This is a genomic window from Pelatocladus sp. BLCC-F211, from assembly GCF_041928655.1.
GTDB lineage: Bacteria > Cyanobacteriota > Cyanobacteriia > Cyanobacteriales > Nostocaceae > Pelatocladus.
The window spans coordinates 1-20009 of the sequence record NZ_JBHFLM010000164.1 but is presented as its reverse complement, the minus strand read 5'-3'; the positions used below and the strand labels follow the sequence as shown (position 1 = coordinate 20009).

Sequence of the window (20009 nt, the reverse complement as noted above, 5' to 3'; positions counted from 1 at the left end):
TGGGTAAAAACTTGTGTGTGAGCGGGGTGGTGATTTCAATAGGTAAAGTATTTAGCCGCATCCCCAACCCCTAAATCGAAAGCTGAATTTAACTGCCAACTTCCACTAGCTCTGGCAACTTGATATCATTTGCATCTACGGTTGCCAAATTCTGCCAAGGCTGGAGTTCAGTTCGGGTTTGATAAGTCTTAAACTCTTCTCTTTGCTTGGCAACTGTGCTGTTAGTGGGAATATTTCTGGTTTGGTAGTCAAAAATCAACTCATCTACATAAGATTGAGCAGATATTTTCAGCAAGGTTAAAACTCGTTTGACATTTTTCGGTGCTAACAAACCTGGTAAACCAAATCCTTTCCACAGCAACTTCAGATACCATAAAGCAACGAAGAAATAAGTATTTCTCATCTCAGCATAGATATTGCAGTGTTTAGGCTCGTATTTACTCAGACCTATGTACTTACTAACATCCTTAGTAATTGAATACCCAAAAGGTAATTCATCCGTACGATGGGTGTACATAAATCCCAGATTCTGCTTCTTTTCCAACAGCTTGTCAAAAAGCTTATATGCTTCTTCCAAGGTTTCAGCGACGACTGCACCACGTCCTTGTTTGCCGAACTTGTGGAGGAATGGCAAATCTAAATGCCATTTGCCGATATACATCGGGATCAGCACCCCGAACCACCACATATTTTCGAGGAAGATCCGCCAACTCATGATGCTGGCGTTACCAAGTTGTTTTTCATGGTGGCTGACGAGGTGATTATTGCGAGCAATCATGTTGACAGCAAAGTTGTTGTAAACAATGCGCTTCTTCTCTACATCAGCCTCGCCTGCAAATTTTGCCCGGATGATTTCCGTGACGTTCTCGATTTGAAAGGACATCATTGTCATTCCCATCGAGTAAAAGGGATCAAACATGGCTGCTGCATCACCAATGACATACCAGTTATCTCTGGAGTACATCTGCTTACTCTTATGTGCTAGCCTGGGCAGATAATGGAAATCTACTTCCTCCCCACTCTTGAGCAATTGGTAGACAACATTGTGATTAGCCTCTAGAAAAGCAGAGAACTTATCTTTGGTATTAACGCTTTGGCCAGGGATAATGTCATTATGGTGGACTAAGCCGATGGACAATTCCATGCTTTCGGTATCCGTCGGGATCATCCACACCCAATGTCCATGTCCCATCCAGTGATTAGTTGCATAGTAATGGCTGCATGTAGCATTGTCAGGGTCATAACCATTATGGAAAATAGTGCGATCGACGTTTCTGACTCGCATCCATGCTGAACCATTATTCACACCGTAAAGATTCTCTGGGCCAAAGACTAAATTATCTGTCTTGCGGCCGATGATAAATTTGCGACCAGCTGCATCAATAACATGTTTGGTCTTTAGTTCCAGCTGCTGATCACCTACTTTAACCTGTATACTATTCAACTCATCGCCAGAGGTGAGGTCAACATCAACAACTCGACCGTTGTAAAATTCTACGCCCATCTCCTTATTCATTTTCAGGACATCGCGCTCAAATTTGGGGCGATTAATCAGAACAGAAGCAAGAGGAGGTTGACGGGTAGCCCAGAGATGAAAATAGTCGTCTGTATTTTCTGTTTTGGCTGGATCTTTAGGCCAATGAAAGTTTAAGCCAAACTTGGGTGGGTGATTTTCAATCATGTAATCATAAAGCCCCAACTCCTTACAAATCATCAGGGTGGAAATTTCGACAGTTGATTCACCTACTTTCATATCCTTATCCGCCCGTTCTTCTGGGCGGGGATCGACTAAGGCAATCTTGATGTTAGGAATATTGAGTAGCAGATGGCGAGCTTGGCAAATTCCTGCCATGCCAGCACCCATAATCACAACATCGTAAACTTGGGATTGAGTATTGTTCATCAACATTGGCTTTTGTGTAGTTAAAATTTGGGGTTCATCAAACAACTTCTGGTCAACAGCCATAACCTTTAGCTAAATCAAGTGAACTTAGCACAACATTGCGTAAATTCATAGCGAAACTTCTACACTAAAACTCTGCGTTCCTTTGCGTCTCATTTCACTACTTTTTACACAAATCTGTACTTAGACTCATGTCCTCAGAAAAGTTAATTCATTACCTCCTTTCTCTGTAAAAATGCCATTTGTTGATAGTGGTTTAGCATCCTGGACAACTAATGCAATCATCCTTTGTGAACCTCGTGTCAACTGCATAGGGAAAGTCAGAACTTTAAGTTGACTACCAGCAGACATATCACGGAACAGTACGCTGTCTCCTTCAATATGGGCAATTCTTAAGCTGATGTCCTTGGCTCCAGTTGCTTTACGCAGGGCTTCTACAGCCGTCCAAATTCGCATTCCAGCCAAATCCCCTGAGTCATCAGAACGCAGCAGCAGTTGTTGCATTAACGGTTGTCGCGCCTCACTGAGTAATGCATTCCAATCCTGCTGGCTACGATGACTTACAGGCTCAATGTCGCAACCTTGAGATCCTTGTCCGGCTACACACAGACAGACCCGCTGATCGTGAGAAAGAGAAACTTCTACTCCCTCCATTCCGACTCCATCAACCATTGGTTTTCCAGATGCACTCCAGTTAATTTGTGTTTGAGAAACATCTGAGTTTAGTAGTTTACCGAGAGCCTGATAGAATAAAGGCAACTCCTGAGTGTGACGTTCGCCTGGTGAGAGAGTACTGATTTCAGGCAGATAAGCAAGGGAAATCTCAGGGGCGCTAACTCCAAAAGAATGGGCGCGATCGCTGATTTTTTGGTGCAGTATCGCTTCATCTCTGCGTTGGGGATCAGCCAGTTCCTCCACCGTAGGATTATCTTTACGGTGTTCTAGTAACCGTGCTTCGTATCCACTCAGTTTTTCCACAACACGCCCATCTTCAGTCACGACAAGTACACTATTACGGAATTGCTTCCCTGACTGACCCTGGGGTACGGTGATACAGATACAGGAATCATTCAACTCACTTTCTGGCTGGTAGATTTCGATCCGTTCAATCAGTACAGGTAGACAATTATCCTGTGGGATCAACAGTTGTCCAGCTTGGAGTAATGAGTCTCTGTAATAAGGATCTCCGAGTAGGAATGGCCCTTCTGAGCGATCTGCATGATCTGCTTGAACAGAGGAGAAACTAAAGTTTCTCTGAGTGCGAAAGACACATTTTTCAGCATCTAGTGTGTAAATTTCCTGCAAGCGTTGGAAACGCGGCCCCTGGAACAGCAACCAACTATAGAGATCCTCTTGAGGTCGAATATCTAACGCTGTAGATGGAAGTTCGACCGACTCTATAGCAGGAGTCTTCTGCGTACCGAGAACAAAAGTGGCAGAAAAGTGGCTAATATTGAATCCTGTTTTTTCAGTCTTAATAGTTACACACACCTCCTGGGGAGCATTTTTAGACTCTCGCTCAAGTACCTCTGCATGAATTTCGATATCCAGCCCTTTTTCTGGATCAACGACAATTGGGCGCTCTAAGCGAATATCTGCAATTTCTAGAGTTGGTAGAGTATTCTTATCCGTAACATAGGCAACTGCTTGAGCCATAGCCTCTAAGCCGAAAACCGTGGGAAACAGGTATGAACCTTTATAGAGATGATCGAGAAGGTAAGAATCTCGCTCTAAGCTCAAGTGCGCCCGTGCAACCATTTCCACACCAGGTTCACACAGCAGCACCCGTTCTAAGAATTTTGACTCTTGGGGTGGTAAACACCTTTCTGGGAACCAAGTATCAAAGCCACTGGTTTCAAAGGCAGAAAGAGCTTGCATAGGAGCAGCAACCACTACTCGCATATCAGCAGCTTCGTTCTCGATTAGATGCAAGAACCGATCTACACCTGCATCTTTGGGGATCGCCTTAATTCCCATTTTATTCAGGCTGCGAACACTACCCATCCGCGCCCCCATACCAACTTCTTCCCAGACACTAAATGCCATTGAAACAACCGCAGTTTCTGGGTGTTGAGCTTGGAAACGGCGCAAAATCAAATCTAAAGCTTCATTGGAGAAACCGTACCAAGCATTACGCTGCATTCCCGTAATACCAATCACGGATGAGAAACCAGCAAAGAGCTTCAAAGGCGTTTCGGCAAATTCCTGACATAAATTGAGTATGCCTTTAAGCTTGGGCTTAATTTCATCAAATGCTGCTTCTGTTGAGACTTGCTCAATCAGTCTCGGCCAATTGAGGGCGGCTCCGTGAATGATTCCAGTAATCTCGCCAAGATCCTGGCGAATGTGTCGCAGGACAGCCCTCAAAGATTCGGGATCAGCAACATCGCAACTGTAGCAAAGACAGGTTAATCCTTCAGCACTAAAGCGTTCGAGAGTCCGCATCACCTCTGCATTCCCAGAACCAACAGTATGTTTGTCTGGGAGTGGCGAACGACCAACTAGAGCCATGCGTACCCCTGTTTTCTTCGCCAAAGCTAAGGCACATTCCGCAGTAATACCCTTAGCACCACCAGTAACAAGAATCACATCTTTAGAAGACCAGGTAATATTTCGTTCTTCATACTCGGCTGGTTCTTGCACTTGAGGACGCGGAACATAACGCTTCAAGGTTGCATCATAACCCGCAGCTAAGTAAAAATGAGAGGTAGCAAGCTCTTTTGTTACACATTTCGCGATCTTGCTGGGACTAAGTTTGGTAGAAAAATCAATGACTCGTACTTTGAGATCAGGGCGTTCTAAATGCAGACTGGATGCAAAACCGATCGCACAGCATTGCTCGATATCTGCAAGTGGTGGCTGTGTACCGAAATGTCCACCACCAAATTGAATATACGCCACTGTTGTATGGGTGCGGGATGCTTGAGAGGCTAGCGGCGGGGTGGCTATGCTGCGTAACCGCTCAATCATGTTGAGTAAAAGAGTGTCTGGTGATAACCCACTACTCGGTTTTTGCGGAAGTACAGCAATAAAATGAGTAAACTCACTTTTATCAATGACTGCTTGAGTCTGTGCTGTCGCAAAGGATAAGATTTGGGCTTGAGCGCCTTGGTTACGTAGTTTCTTACACAACGCTTCGGCTATAGCAGTTTCAGTGGTTTCACAGAGAATAACGACGTTAGCAGTTTGCCAGTTTTCATCAGGATGCTTCCCAAAAGCAACTGGTGTAGATGCCTCTGCAATGGTTCTAACTATGTAGTCACGTACTCGTGGTTTGCGATCGCGCTCTGGTGTTTGCGTTGATAATTCAGTCTGCCTGCGAGCGTGTAGCTGAGAGCCATTTGTGGAACTTTTCACTCCATTTGTTCCATTACTGCTTTGTGGCATAACTAGCCGAATCGCCTCAGCAATCTCTTGAATTGTGGCATTAGCCATAGACGCAGGATCAACCTTACCCGCAACACCAAATTGTTGGGTGGTAGCAGCAATTAATTCTCCTGCTTTAATAGAATCAAGGTTGAGATCATCGAGGAGTCTAATGTTGGGCGTGACGCTTTGTGGCGGAAAACCTGTTTGTTTAACAATAAAGTCCACCAGAAAGTTTTCTACACTACTAGTTTGATTGCCATTAGTAGCAAGGCTATGGGTTGGAAGTATTTCAGCTATTTCTGGCTGAGAATTGCTTTCTGGGATAACTAGCCGAATTGCCTCAGCAATCTCTTGAATTGTGGCATTAGCCATAGACGCAGGATCAATCTTACCCGCAACACCAAATTGTTGGGTGGCAGCAGCAATTAATTCCCCTGCTTTAATAGAATCAAGGTTGAGATCATCGAGGAGTCTAATGTTTGGTGTGACGCTTTGTGGTGGGAAACCTGTTTGTTTGACAATAAAGTCTACAAGAAAGTTTTCTACACTACTAGTTTGATTGCCATTGATATGTGTTTGAGCAATTTCAGGGATTTCAATTTGCGTCTCTAACGAAACTTTTGCCAAACTAGGAGTTCGTGAAGAACCATTATTTGGACTAGAGAAACCATTCTTCGAGGAGCCATTTTTACTAGAACCATTAGCGGCAGTAAAACCATTACCGTTGGTTTGGCTAGGAATATGGGACAAAGTTTGCAAGTCTGCTCGGATTACCTCTGTTAAAAACCTGCCTCGTTGGGAAATGTAATTAGACAGGATTTCCCAAGGAACTTGGTTTTCTGGGCTGGGTAATGTCTCCAGAGAAGCAGGAGAGATTTTTGATATTTGGTCGGCAGATATCTGGAATGGACGCTCTACGGGATTTTCAATGAATACTCGTGCTGATACTGGTACAAAGGGACGCACAAGACGATTTTCGTAGAGAGTTTCCCATTTTATTTCATTGCCACGCACAAATATCGCAGCCAGCATGACATGCAAATCTTTGTGTAGTCCGGGTTTAGATTCAAGCGGAAAACAAGATACTTGCTTGGTATGATTAATATCACCGACTAAACCGGAAAGGACTTTGCCAGGTCCTACTTCTACAAACAAATCACAAGTTTGATTCAGTGTTTTTACTAGTGAGACAAAATCTACCTGCGCCAGAATTTGATTGGCAAAGTGTTCGCGTAACGATAGCCCCTGGTTTTGCTGCTGACCGTCTACACTTGATAATAAAGATACGTTGATTTGTTCTAACTGCTCTGGAATTAGTTCTTGCTTTCTCAGATGTTCAGCTGCGGTTGCAACTAATTGCGAATGGAAAGCGTTGGAAACTGGTAGTAGATGAGTGCGAATTCCTGTTGCTTGAGCTAGGGCAATCGCCTGTTCCACACTAGCTGATTCACCAGAGATGACCATCTGTTTTGGACTATTGATGTTAGCCAAAATCACATAACCACTGACTTGCTTGAGAATATTCTCTGCTACTTCTTGAGAGCAAGCTAGACTTGCCATTGCACCTTGGTTTTCGCCTTCCACAGTCGCAGACATAGCCTGTCCGCGAATTGCGGCTAGACGTAAAAGTGATTTCTCGTCAAAGGCTCCGGCGGCGTGGAAAGCAGTTAGTTCGCCAAGGCTATGACCACCTACAGCAACGGGCTGGATCCCAAGACGCTTAAGATAGTGCAACCAAAGCAATGAAGTCAGAGAGATTGCAGGTTGAGCAACTGCTGTTTGTGCTAGTGCTTTCGCCCACTCTTCAACTTGCTCTTGGTTGACAGCACGGTCTAGGGGCAGATACATGGACTCTCGCACCCCACCAAAACCAGCCTCGCGTAACCAGATATCTGCTTGCTCTACCAGTTCTCTAGCCCAAGGATAACGCTCTACCAGCCAACGACCCATATTCAATTTCTGCGAACCCTGTCCAGGAAAGAGAAAACCGATTTGGTTTTGTTGGACACTATTGCCTACCCACACTTCTTTTTGTGGGCTAGTAACTAACTCTCCTTTTTTAGGGGGTGTTTCATGCAACAATTTTTCTAACAGAGTCAGATGGTTAACTAACTCCTCAGGCTTACCTGCGATTAAAGCTGCCCGAATCGGCTGTTGGGGCTGGAGATTGCGGCTCAGGTGTGCAGCCAGGTCAACTAGTTCTGCTAAACTCAAACCTTCTGCGGTATTGATCAAAGTCCGCGTTTGTTCGATTAAAGCCGGAATTGATTCAGCACTCAAGACAAAAATCTCTGTATCTTGATTGGAAACTAGCAGAGATCGTTCTTCAATGGAGGTTTGCAGTTTCTCTGTTGGAGGATCGCCCGATTCAAGGGTGACATGGCAATTAATGCCGCCAAATCCCATAGCAGAGACGCCAGCACGCAGAATATCTGTTTGAGGACGAACTTCTCCTTGCAAAATCGGGTAAAGAGAACGGGCGGAAGTCTCAAATACCACGTTGGGTTCTTGGCAATCAGCTACTGGTGGAATCACCCGGCGGTTGACAGCCATGACTGATTTAATGAAAGCTCCAATACCTGCTGCGGCTTTCGTATGACCAACTAGGGATTTAAAGGAGGTGATCCCACAGGAGCGGGGATTGGGTTCACCATCAGAACTCATGGCTAAGGCTATACCTTCTAGTTCTGTGCGATCGCCTACGACTGTTCCAGTTCCATGTCCTTCGACAAAATTGAGTGTATGGGGACTGTAACCAGCTCGATCATAAGCACGACGCAATGCCGCAGCTTGTCCTTCACGATTGGGAGCCGTGATCCCGCCTTTACCATCAGATGAAATTCCCCAGCCTTTTAAGACTGCATATATATAGTTGCCATCAGCGCGAGCATCTTCTAAGCGCTTGAGAACTACAAAACCGCATCCTTCACCAGGGATGAAGCCACTGGCTCGGCGATCATAAACTTTCATGTCTGTACCAGTCAGAGCGCCTGTTTTGGCAAACCCTATCAATTCAAATGTGTCGAGACTGATATCTACGCCGCCTGCAAAAGCGAGGTCTAAGTCACGATTCATTAAAGCGGTAGCAGCGTTAGCTACAGCAATGAGGGAAGAAGAACAGGCTCCATCGACTGTGTAACCGCCACCATGAAAATTAAAAAAGTTGCAAACTCTGCCTGCGATCGTGTTGGAGAGATTACCTGCGAGGGTGTCTTCTGTAATTGGTGAGAAAACAGATTTGTAGTAAGCTTCCATTGTCTCCACCAGGGAATTGATCGCTGATGGTGGAAGTTCCTGTGCTTGGGCTGTAGCAATCAAGGCACGCCGGACATAGGGCCAGCGCATTCTCATGCTGGTGGAGCGTGAAAATTCTCCTGTCAGTGTGTTGCCCAGCAATACGCCTGTGCGTTCGGTGGGAATGTTTGTACGGTTATACCCAGCATCTTCCGCAGCTTGGATGGCAACTTCCAAGGCTAGCCATTGAGCAATGTCCGCAGAATCTACTACACTTTTAGGAATGCGCCATTTGACCCAGTCAAACTCAAAACCATCAATCACAGCCATACGGCTGCCATATGTCTTGTCTGGCGCATCGGGATCTGGATCGTAATAGTCAGAAATAGGTAATCTTTGATTTGGCGATCGCCTAAATTGTTGTCGCCTCGCCACTATATTTTCCCACAGTTGTTGTAAATTATTGGCACCAGGATACCAACAACCCATGCCAACGACTGCAATTTCATTCGGGTGAGATGCTGTGCTGTGCATATCAGTAATTGCTTTAACTTCACTTGGAAAATATTACTTAACCTGCCAAAATGAAAATTACCTTAACCTAGAAAGGAGATATAATAGACTCAGCGCAAAATGAAAAGAGTTGTAAAATACTCTTACACAAGTAATTCAAACCCTTGATTTACTATCATTTCAATACCAAACTCTGATGCTGCCTCAATTTGAAAACATTCCCAAAAACCCTTATTTATAGGCAAATTTGAGGAGCTAAATTAAGCGCCAAGTAGATCTGAACTTGCCCAACTGTGATCATATCTGCATCATTGTTGACAAGTCAGTAAATCAAGGAAGTAATTATCGGAAAAATTATTTACAACACGTCCATTTTGACACGTATTGTGTTATTTTCTCCCGAAAAAGGCAGCAGGAAATTAATCAAAAATTGGACAGTTGAAGTGCTGAAATTGGGCAAGATGAAATAGAGATTGTGCGAATAATAGTAATACCAAGTTTCCATAAAGCTGCACTTAGATTATTTTGTCAGGAATATGGACTGCAATCTTGAGAATTCAATTTTGCTTGTGACTAATTAGATATCTCCGAAAAAGAATCTGAAACCCTTGTCCTATCTAGATGAAAACATAATTTATGGAGATGTCTATTATGTAAATGCAAATTTACAGCGATTTGGTATCACAGTAATCTCACATTTTCTTTGCTAAAGCCAAGAAATATAGTTCATTCCTGCTGATACTTAAAATTTGTTGCTGGTGCTCTGATATCCGGAGGTGAAATTTTGGTGTTCCTTGGTCTCAATACCAACATAGAGGTATTGAAATACTAACGAAACAGTATATAAAAGTAAAATTTGTAACTTTCCTAGAGTAAAATCTAAACTAGCTACGCCTTATAGAGCAGAACTTTAAAGAAATTGTGTCAGTTAATATCCGTAATGATTGATGTACTAGTTATCCTCTTCTTAAAAAAGTGTTTACTCAAATTTTCCACATTTGCCAGTTTGCATGAAATTGCTATTATTATCTCAATCTTACGTGTTTAAATTTTATATTTCCCTGTGAGATGTAGACTATCAAGCTATTTTGATGAGCGAAAATTGCTGATATTCCACCAACTCAAGCAAATATATAAATAATCAATGTTTATATCTCGGTTTGTTCAAAAAAGTAGCTTGCAATCAATTCATAAAGGAAATAAACATTGATAAATCAATAGATAAACATTAACAACACATTAATACAGTGCATATTTTGTAAATAAGTTAATATAATTAAAAACCTCCTTATCAAAAGCATAACCATTGGCAGAGTAAAACAGCCAATCATAAATAATGCAGTTTTTGAAAATCTGTTGATTATTTAACTATTATTTTAGAATTTTCTATCTCGTAAAAGAAGAAAGGCAGAAGGCAGTCCCAACGAAAAAATTTCACAAGCCTTGCATGAAAATAGGACTTCTCCTACACCCCTATACCCCCACACCCATTTTCAAACTAGTCCCTTATGGGAAAAGCTTGAAAGAGTCCATAGACAAGAGTCATTTGTCCGCTTTGTCCCCCTTGTCCTGACTGTCTTCTAAATTAGTCGTCTAAAAATATATTGCTTTACCTCTTGTCATCCAAGACTTCTTTTGATAACATTGCAATATCGATAAAGACCAAACGGTCTGTAAGTAACGATGCCAAATGTCCAAAGCAAAAATTACCAGAGAAAAAATTCTCATAAAGGCAGCAGAACTGTTTAACCAGAAGGGTTATAGTGGTGTTTCGATGTCGGATATTATGCAGGCTACAGGATTGCAAAAAGGAGGAATTTATAACCATTTCCAAAGTAAAGAAGAGTTAGCACTACACGCTTTAGACCTTGCCTTTAACCTTGTCAATCAACGTTTTATTGATGCTGTTAAAGGAAAAACCTGCGCCATTGAACGCCTACAAGCCATCACTTCTGTCTACCTAAGTTTTGTGCTTGGTGAGCCACTTATTCCGGGTGGATGTCCGATTTTGAATACAGCAATTGAAAGTGACGACACAAATTCGGTTTTACGAGCAAAGACACAAGAGGCGATGAACAGTTGGCGACAACTTATTTGTCAAATTATTGAAAAGGGAATTGCTGAAGGTGAAATTTCTCAGACAGTCGAGCCAGATGTAGTTGCAACCATTGTTATTGCTAACCTTGAAGGAGCGTTGATGATGAGCCAACTCTACAGAAAGCGTATTCATATGCAAAGAACGATTGAGCATTTGAATCAGTACTTGACAAGCCTTGTTTCTCTAGAAAACGAAATTGAACACATATAAATTTTTTTAATCTCTTAAAGACCGACTGGTCTGGCTGTTTTGAAACTTAGAAAATCTTCAAAGAGGTCAAAAAATTTATGAGTGCAAGTTTTCAGCAACATAATCAACGTAATTCTTTGTAAATGAGGTCTAGATATGCCCCATTCCAAATGCAAGCAAGTAGTAAATCGATGCAATGTTGCGATCGCTTTTGAAGGATAAGAGCCATGAAAACAAAGTCATCAGATGAGCTTGCGTTTAAACAGGTAATACCTCACTTCAAGTCAACAACCAGAAGACTAACCCTGATAGGCAGTATCCTCTTGCTATCTGGCTTGACTCTTGGCATCACACGCTTCTCAATGCAGAACCAAAATGTAAAAAGCAGTGCAGATATCAGTCTTCTGAGTGTCAAAACTACAAAAGTCAAGCCAGTAAAGTCTTATCAAGTCTCACGAACCTACACAGGAGAAGTAGAGGCGGTTCGAGCCAGTGAACTAGGCTTTGAGCGAGGTGGGAAACTAGTTTGGTTTGGTGTTGATCGGGGGAATCGGGTTACTACTGGAACTGCTTTAGCCAAGCTGGATACCACTAACTTAGAAGCTAAACGTCAAGAGTTAATTGCTCAAAAAGACCGATCTGTTGCTGTATTGGAAGAATTACAAACTGGGCCTCGCAACGAAGATATAGCAACTGCTCATGCTCAAGTCAAAGAAATAGAAGAACAATTAAAACTGGAACATCTAAAACGTACCCGACGCAAGTATCTGTACGAAACAGGAGCAATCTCCAAAGAGCAATATGATGAAGTAGCCTTTAATTCTAATGCCTTGTTTGAACGTCTATCAGCAGCAAAAAGTAATCTCAATGAGTTATTGGCAGGAACACGTAAAGAACAAATAGCAGCTCAAAAAGCAGCAGTCAAACAACTAGAAGCCAGCATTGCTGACATCGAAATTACCATAGCCAAAAGTACTATTAAAGCTCCTTTTGCTGGGGTAATTGCAGCTCGACGGTTAGACGAAGGAACTGTTGTCAATGCAGGTCAACCAGTGCTGCGTCTGATGGAAGATGTGAAACCAGAATTAGAAATTGGTATTCCTGTATCATTACTTTCCCAACTCAAAGTAGGTAATAAGCAAAGTGTTCAAATTGGGGAAACAACATATGGGGCAAAGGTATTATCTATTCTGCCAGAAATTGATCCAGCCACCCGGACTCGCACCGTCATTCTGACATTAGAGCAGTCGGCAAAGCAATCAGTAGCACCTGGACAAATCGGGCGATTAAAAATTGCTCAAACCATCTCAACTAATGGATACTGGTTGCCAATCTCAGCACTTGTACAAGGAAAACGTGGCTTGTGGTCTTGTTATACCTTAACTGAGACAGGAAATTCCCCAAAGAATTTATCCTTAGTGAATGCGAATGCAACAAAACCTTATCGAGTCGAACGTCGAGACGTGGAAGTTGTGCATACCGAGGGCGATCGCGTCCTAATCCGGGGAGCAATTCAGCCTGCTGAGAATGTGATTATTGATGGAATACAACGAATTGTACCTGGTCAACTAGTACATATTGCAGACTCTTAGGACAAGGAAGACAAGGAGGACAAGGGAGAACTACTTAACATGCCTCTTCCCAATCCCCATTACCCCTTATCCCCAGAGGGGACCCCTACCTTCCCCAATCTCCGATCACCAATCCCCAATCCAAAATCCACAATGCTTGCTCAAAATGATAAAGCAAATACTCTTTCGAGAGCATGGAAAATCCTAGCTCTAACTAACTTAGCCGTTTTTGCGGCTTCCCTTGATGCAACGGTGCTATTTGTCGCTTTCCCCAGTATCCAGAGTACATTTTCTGGGGTTTCCGCAGCACAGCTTTCATGGGTTCTCAACGCATACACAGTCCTATATGCTGCCCTTTTAGTACCAGCTGGACGTTTAGCAGATCGAATTGGTCGGCGAAAAGTATTTCTTTCGGGTGTAGCAACGTTTACTGTCGCTTCTGTATTGTGTGGTATGGCATCTAACCCTGAGCTATTGATTGCGGCTCGTGGTTTTCAAGCTGTTGGTGGTGCAATGCTCACTCCTGCTTCACTAGCGCTAATTCTTACTGCATTTCCTAAGAACAAGAGAGCAACAGCAGTTACCTTGTGGGGAGCAGTCGGTGGTTTAGCAGCAGCAATAGGCCCCTCCTTGGGAGGGATAATCGTGCAAACTTGGGGTTGGCGTTGGGCATTCTTTTTAAATCTGCCCATCGGTGCTACGGCTATGATCCTGGGAAATCGCTTGCTGTTGGAGTCACGCGATCCCGATACCAAGGATGTACCAGACATTATCGGTGTGCTACTGTCAATTGCTGGAGTTGCTTTTGCAGCTTTAGGAATAGTTCAAAGTGACGAGTGGGGTTGGAGCGATCACCGGACAATCATTACTTTAGTTGCTGGAATTATACTGCTAATTTTGTTTTTGCGTCGTTCGGCTCGTGTCAAATCTCCAGCACTCGATTTGAAACTCTTTAATGACCCAAATTACCGATTTGCCAATTTAGCAACCCTAGTTTTCGGCATGGCTTTTAACGCTATGTTTTTCGGACTTGTACTGTTTTTGACTCAAGTTTGGGGATACTCGACCTTTGCTGCTGGACTAGCGATTACTCCTGGACCACTGATGGTTGCTTTGGTGACGCCATTTGCTGGTCGGATTGCTGATGCACGAGGTCATCGGATTTTGATTGTGCCTGGTGGCATCATCTTTGCATTAGGTGCATTGTTATTGTACAGCCAAGCACAGGTAACACCATCTTTCTTGACGATTTGGCTACCATCAGCAATTTTAATTGGAATTGGAGTCGGGTTACTGCTGTCAATACTTAGTAGTGCGGCGGTACATAGTATTCCACCAAATCGCTTTGCAGTTGGGAGTGCAATTAACCAGGCAATTCGTCAAATCGGATCTGTTTTAGGAATCGCCCTTGTGATTGCACTTTTAGGTAGACCATCGGCGAGTGAATTACTTGATGCTTTCGACAGAATTTTTGCACTTCTGGTTACAGGTGGTTTGCTCACCTCATTGATTGGTCTAAATATCAAAACTCAATCAAGTTGAGGAATGATTGAAAATTTATTTTAGAGAAATTTTAGAGAAAGCGATCGCTGACTGGTGCGTCAAACAATCCAACCCGAACTTAGGTTACACATATTCCATTCAGCAAACAGTACTAGCCACAGTTATCAGGCATATGACGCGAGATTTAAACCCGCCAACAATGCGAACTGTTACCCAAATTGATAACTGTACAGACGCGTAGACGCTCGTAAGAGCGGCTTCAAGGTAAGAGTATAATCGCGTCTCTAACTGTTAAAAAAGGGCATCAGAATTATGTCAACTCTGTTTTACCGCAATGTCCAACTACTACTTCTGACAATTTGCTTGATTGTTGTGTGGGGACTCTCTGCATTTCTGACTATGCCCCGCCTTGAAGATCCTGTATTAACTCAGCGCAACGCTTTAATTAAGACTGCTTTTCCTGGAGCAACTGTTGAGCGTGTCGAGACACTTGTTACCGATAAAATCGAGGAAGAATTATCTGATATTGAAGAGATCAAGCATCTTGAATCTACCTCACGCCCAGGTTTCTCAATTATCTCCATCGAACTGAAAGACACAGTCAAGGGTAAAGATGCTGACGAAGTTTGGTCACGTGTACGCAATCGCATTACAGATGCAATTCCCCAACTGCCATCAGAAGCCTCACGACCCAGGTTTGAAAAATTAGAAATTAAAGCCAATGCTTTGATTGTTGCCCTCACCTGGAATCTCCAGCAATCGATAGACTATACAATTCTACGTCGTTTGAGCGAGGAACTTAAAGACCAACTACGCTATATTCCAGGCACAACAAAAGTTGAAATGTTTGGTGATCCCAAGGAAGAAATCATCGTTGAGATCAGCCCCTCGGATTTAGCTTCCCTTGGTCTGACAGCGCCAGAATTATCAAAGCAAATTCTCTCAAGCGATGCCAAGGTAGCAGCTGGTCAGCTACGTAGTTCAAATAACGATCTGTTATTTGAAGTTGAAGACGAACTTGATTCACTAGAGCGAATTAATCGTATTCCTATTCGCTTTGGTCACTCAGGTCAATTTACTCGCTTGGGTGATATTGCCCAAGTTAAAAAAGCAACAATTGAGCCGCTTGCGAGTTTGGCTTTAGTCAGTGGTCAGCCAGCGATCGCTTTAGAGGTGTTGGTAGAACCAGAGAAACGTCTTGACGATTGGAAATATGCAGCCGATCAAACCATAGAAAAATTCCGCGCCCAGTTACCAAGTAACATTGGTTTACAAGTCCTCCTTGACCAAAGCAGTTATGTCTCAGCCCGGATTGGTGTTGTACTGCGGGAATTACTGCTGGGTTCAGTCCTAGCGCTGATTGTCCTCTATTTTATGATGGGTTGGAGAGCGGCGCTGGTTGTTGCTGTCACCTTGCCTCTGTCATCTTTAATAGTGTTTGGCGCAATGCAAGTATTAAAGGTGCCATTGCATCAAATGTCGATTACAGGCCTAATTATTGCCTTGGGTCTTCTGGTTGATAACTCCATTGCTGTGGTTGATGAAGTGCAAGTCCGCCTGCATGAAGGCATGACTCCAGAACAGGCGATCGCTGATAGCATCAAGCACTTGGGTGTTCCACTTCTGAGTTCTACTACTAGCACTGTTTTGGCTTTCTTGCCAATTGCTTTAGCTCCTGGGGGTGTGGGGGAGTTCACTGGTACTATTGGCTTGAGTTCAATTCTGGGGCTGATCGCTTCCTTAATCACATCGTTAACTATTTTACCTGCGGTGGCAGGGAAGTTACATGATTGGACACATAGGGGTAGAGGTAATACTTCTAGCCGGAATGTTTGGTGGGAGACAGGCTTTTCTCACCCCCAACTCACACGAGTTTACCGCTGGACTTTGGATAAAGCTCTTGCTAGACCAGTTATCGCAGTAAGTATGTCTCTGATTTTACCAATAGCTGGTTTTGCTGTAGCTCCCCATCTGAATATTGAGTTTTTCCCACCTTCAGGTCGAGATCAGTTTTACATTGAGTTAGAGCTACCAATTCAAACATCATTAGAAAAAACCGAATCTACTGTTTTGCAAGCACGGCAGTTAATCCAAAGGCACTCAGAAGTAAGTGATGTTCATTGGTTTATCGGTAAAAGTGCTCCGAAAATTTACTACAACATCATCAACAATCGCGAGAATTCGTCTAATTATGCCCAAGGTCTGGTGCAACTTAAACCCAATCTATCACCATTGCCAGTGATTCAAACTTTACAAAAAGAGTTGGATCAGGCATTTCCTTCAGCGATCGTTTGGGCGCGACAACTAGAGCAAGGCCCACCGTTTGAGGCACCAATTGAGTTACGGCTTTACGGGCCTGACTTGCAGCGCTTGCGGGAATTGGGAAACCAAATGCGCTTAGTATTAGATCAGGTTCCTGATGTACTCCACACTCGCGCCACTCTGGCTGAGGCTTTGCCGAAACTAAGTTTGAAAATTGACGAGGAAGAAGCAAGATTAGCAGGACTTGAGAAAAGTGCGATCGCCCAGCAGTTAGATAATAGCTTAGAGGGCGCTGTGGGTGGCTCGATTTTGGAAGACACCGAAAATCTGCCAGTGCGTGTGCGTTTGTCAAATTCCAAGCGTGGTAACTTGGATCAAATTTCTTCTTTAGATTTGCTATCAAACAACACTCCAGCATCAGGTCAAGAACGTGCTAGGATTCCGCTTTCGGCTGTGGGTGATGTTCAACTTATGCCTGATGTGGCAACTATCTTTCGACGCAACAGGCAAAGGGTAAATAAATTACAGGGATTGCTCACAGCTGGGGTTCTACCAGCGAAAGTTCTGGCAGATTTCCAACACCGTTTAGCAGCCAGTGACTTTCAGTTACCTCCCGGTTACTCATTCGATTTGGGAGGTGAGGCAGAAACAAGAACTACAGCAGTTACTAATCTCTTATCTACCGTCAGCGTGTTGCTGGTGCTGATGGTGGGGACATTGGTGCTGGCTTTTAATTCTTTTGCCATAGCAGGAGTTCTGGGATTAATTGCTATACTTGCTGCGGGTTTTGGGTTAGGCTCTTTGAGTGTTTTTGGTTATCCGTTTGGATTTAACCCCATTCTTGCCACGATTGCACTCATAGGTATAGGAATCAATGAAGCCACTGTTGTTTTAGCCGCTTTGTTAGAAGATCCCCTAGCTCAACAAGGTGATCGCCAAGGAGTGCGTGAGGTTGTGGTTCATTCCACACGTCATATGATCTCTACCACTATTACTGATATGTGTGGTTTCTTTCCCTTGCTTTTTGATAGTACAGGTTTTTGGCCACCTTTTGCGATCGTTATGATTGGTGGTTTGGTTGGTGTTACTCAATTGTCCCTGTACTGTATACCTCCTGCCTTTTTGGTGCTAACACGTAGACGTTCTAAAACCAGTTCTTTGAACAACAAACTGTTAGAGTTGGATGCAGAAATTTGAGTCTAAACTCTGCTTTGACTACTCTGATAGGTCAGCTATTAGATTAACTGAAAGTTACAAAGTTAACAGTGGCAGGCAGTTTTACTCTAGCTAAAGCACTGCCACTCTCCGAAAGTGCTACCAAACAAGATATCTGGAGGCAAACTGTGAGAGTTAAGCTACTTGAGCCTAGAGCATCTACTCAGCAAACACTATATTCTACAAGCAAGCACAACACAGCAGACAATTTAGAATTAGCACAGTTAAAACTAGAGCACACTAGTAATTTATCGCTAACACTTAATCAGCAGATTATGACAGAATTAGACAACTCTACAAGAGAAATTTTAAAGAGTTGTAATATTAATGCTTATTTTTGGTCTCAAAACAGTTTTCTCAGGATATATTGCTATAATTTGCAGATTTTTTCTTATCTAAAACGGCAAAAAAAATGGATAATTTATCTTCATGAAGCTATTCATAGATTATTCATAAAAATTAATCAAATTGAAGTAATTTATCAAGAAGGAGAAAAAATTAATGTATTCTATAGAAAATTAATTTAGTCACAGAAAATTTGCAAACATATGCATAACTTATGCTAGCCTAATCATCTAAACTTGTAAATAGAAAATTCAAGTATCTATGTTCTATTTAGATTATGAGTAAGTCATATTCAAAAATTTATTTTTTCATAGAAATCGTGATATTTTGACATTGATAATAAGTGTCATTCTAATAAAAATAAATTACAATAAATAATCATAGCTTGTAGTTTTATTTATTGTGATGCGCTCTCCCAGACTACTACCTATTGCAATTGATACTCATGCACCTCTGCCAATAAATGTTCAAGTTGCTGAACAGATTAAACTGTTGATAGCAATCGAATATTTAAGACCTGGGGATAGCCTTCCAACAGTTGTTCAGCTAGCAGAATATTTGAACATAAATCACAATACTATTGCATTAGTATATTCTGAATTAATAGATACTGGATATCTAATAGCAAAAAGAGGAAGAGGAACTTTTGTGGCTGAAAGTGAATTGGTTCAAACGTCTATTAGTCGTGATTCTCTTTATAAACTACTAGAGCAAGCTTTTTTGATAGCAACTCAGATGGGATTAAACCCATTTGATTTTGGATTAACTGCTTATGCTGTAGCAGTAAATTCAAATGAACGTAAACAAGTTGCTCCTTTAAAAATAGTATTTGTAGAATCTGTACAATCTGAAGCTGAGCTATATTTTCACTCTCTTCAATCAGAAATAAATTATCCTCTTTCACTGGTGTATCTAGAAGATTTGCAAACTGCTCAACCATTAGCTTTGAGAGAATTTTATGCATCTAAATTAGTAATTACGCCTACTCAATATGCATATAATGTGATTCAAATTTCAGATCCTAAACATGAAGTAATTGGATTAAATTACGAACCAGATGTACACTTTATAACACAGATTTCAACTCTAAGTTATGGCTGCCATGTATTGCTTATTAGTCAAAAAAAATCTGAGAGTGAAAAAATGAAGCAGATGCTAGAACAGTCTGGCATTTATCATTTAAATTTACACTTAGTAGATATTGAAAGCATTTATCAAGATTCTGAAATTTTAAATCATATAGATATGATATGTGCTTCTCAATCTGTATTCAATTACATGCGTGAAAACAGCCCAAACCCAGAAATAGTTGTGAGTTTTAATTTTATAGTTAATAGAGCTAGCCTCTCTATTTTAAAAACTCGCTTAGTTGCTGCTCAAATCAAAAATTAAAGGTAAGGATCGTGGATTAAATATTGTCGAGTATCAAATTAAATTTCGTTAGTCTCAAAATAGATTTCGCAAGGGAAATAGCTTGAAAGCTTTGTGCGGAGAGGGTTAGAGGTAAAAGTAGTACACCCTGATTGATAGGGAATTATCGTCTCAAATAAAATGACGTAAAATACAATGATAAAGTGTCGATTAACAGGATAGTTGTCGTCGTTAACCCCACGAGATGTGCAACGCCTTAAGTAAATAGGACTTACGCATTGACAGAATGATAAAACCCACATTCCGCACTTCAATAAGTAGCATGGGTAAACTACATAAACAGAAAATGCGCTCATGAGAATTTGAACAATCAAGTAACCAGAAAATAAATAAATTATCCACATCCAAATTCCAGCTTTTTTACACCATAAAAAAG

Annotated in this window: 9 protein-coding genes; 7 read left to right on the top strand and 2 right to left on the bottom strand. The window is 42.2% G+C overall.

Features of this window, described 5'->3' with window-relative positions; genetic code table 11:
- Positions 1-88 precede the first annotated feature (88 nt).
- Together ACE1AT_RS20445 and ACE1AT_RS20440 are read right to left on the bottom strand one after the other, a co-directional pair.
- Entirely contained in the window at positions 89-1903 is a 1815-nt protein-coding gene (locus ACE1AT_RS20445) for a tryptophan 7-halogenase (RefSeq protein ID WP_374871663.1), read from the bottom strand.
- 189 nt (positions 1904-2092) lie between these two features.
- Positions 2093-9040, bottom strand: a complete 6948-nt coding sequence (locus tag ACE1AT_RS20440) for an SDR family NAD(P)-dependent oxidoreductase (protein WP_374871626.1) — start codon at positions 9038-9040, stop codon at positions 2093-2095.
- Positions 9041-10709: 1669 nt separating this feature from the next.
- On the opposite strand from ACE1AT_RS20440, the gene ACE1AT_RS20435 reads away from it, so the two are divergent.
- The 7 genes from ACE1AT_RS20435 (at position 10710) to ACE1AT_RS20405 (ending at position 19594) form a co-directional block, all read left to right on the top strand.
- Positions 10710-11327, top strand: coding sequence for a TetR family transcriptional regulator C-terminal domain-containing protein (locus ACE1AT_RS20435; protein WP_374871624.1), 618 nt, complete (start codon positions 10710-10712; stop codon positions 11325-11327).
- Positions 11328-11533: 206 nt separating this feature from the next.
- Positions 11534-12898: an efflux RND transporter periplasmic adaptor subunit gene (locus tag ACE1AT_RS20430; protein WP_374871622.1), complete on the top strand. Its 1365-nt coding sequence runs from the start codon at positions 11534-11536 to the stop codon at positions 12896-12898.
- A 132-nt stretch (positions 12899-13030) separates the two neighbouring features.
- Positions 13031-14419 (top strand): MFS transporter, encoded by a 1389-nt coding sequence (locus tag ACE1AT_RS20425; protein WP_374871621.1) that lies wholly within the window; start codon positions 13031-13033, stop codon positions 14417-14419.
- A 7-nt stretch (positions 14420-14426) separates the two neighbouring features.
- Positions 14427-14621, top strand: coding sequence for a hypothetical protein (locus ACE1AT_RS20420; RefSeq protein WP_374871619.1), 195 nt, complete (start codon positions 14427-14429; stop codon positions 14619-14621).
- Positions 14622-14692: 71 nt separating this feature from the next.
- Positions 14693-17839: an efflux RND transporter permease subunit gene (locus ACE1AT_RS20415; protein ID WP_374871617.1), complete on the top strand. Its 3147-nt coding sequence runs from the start codon at positions 14693-14695 to the stop codon at positions 17837-17839.
- 68 nt (positions 17840-17907) lie between these two features.
- Entirely contained in the window at positions 17908-18384 is a 477-nt protein-coding gene (locus ACE1AT_RS20410) for a hypothetical protein (protein WP_374871615.1), read from the top strand.
- Between the two features lie 223 nt (positions 18385-18607).
- Positions 18608-19594, top strand: a complete 987-nt coding sequence (locus ACE1AT_RS20405; RefSeq protein ID WP_374871661.1) for a GntR family transcriptional regulator — start codon at positions 18608-18610, stop codon at positions 19592-19594.
- The last annotated feature ends 415 nt before the right edge of the window (positions 19595-20009 follow it).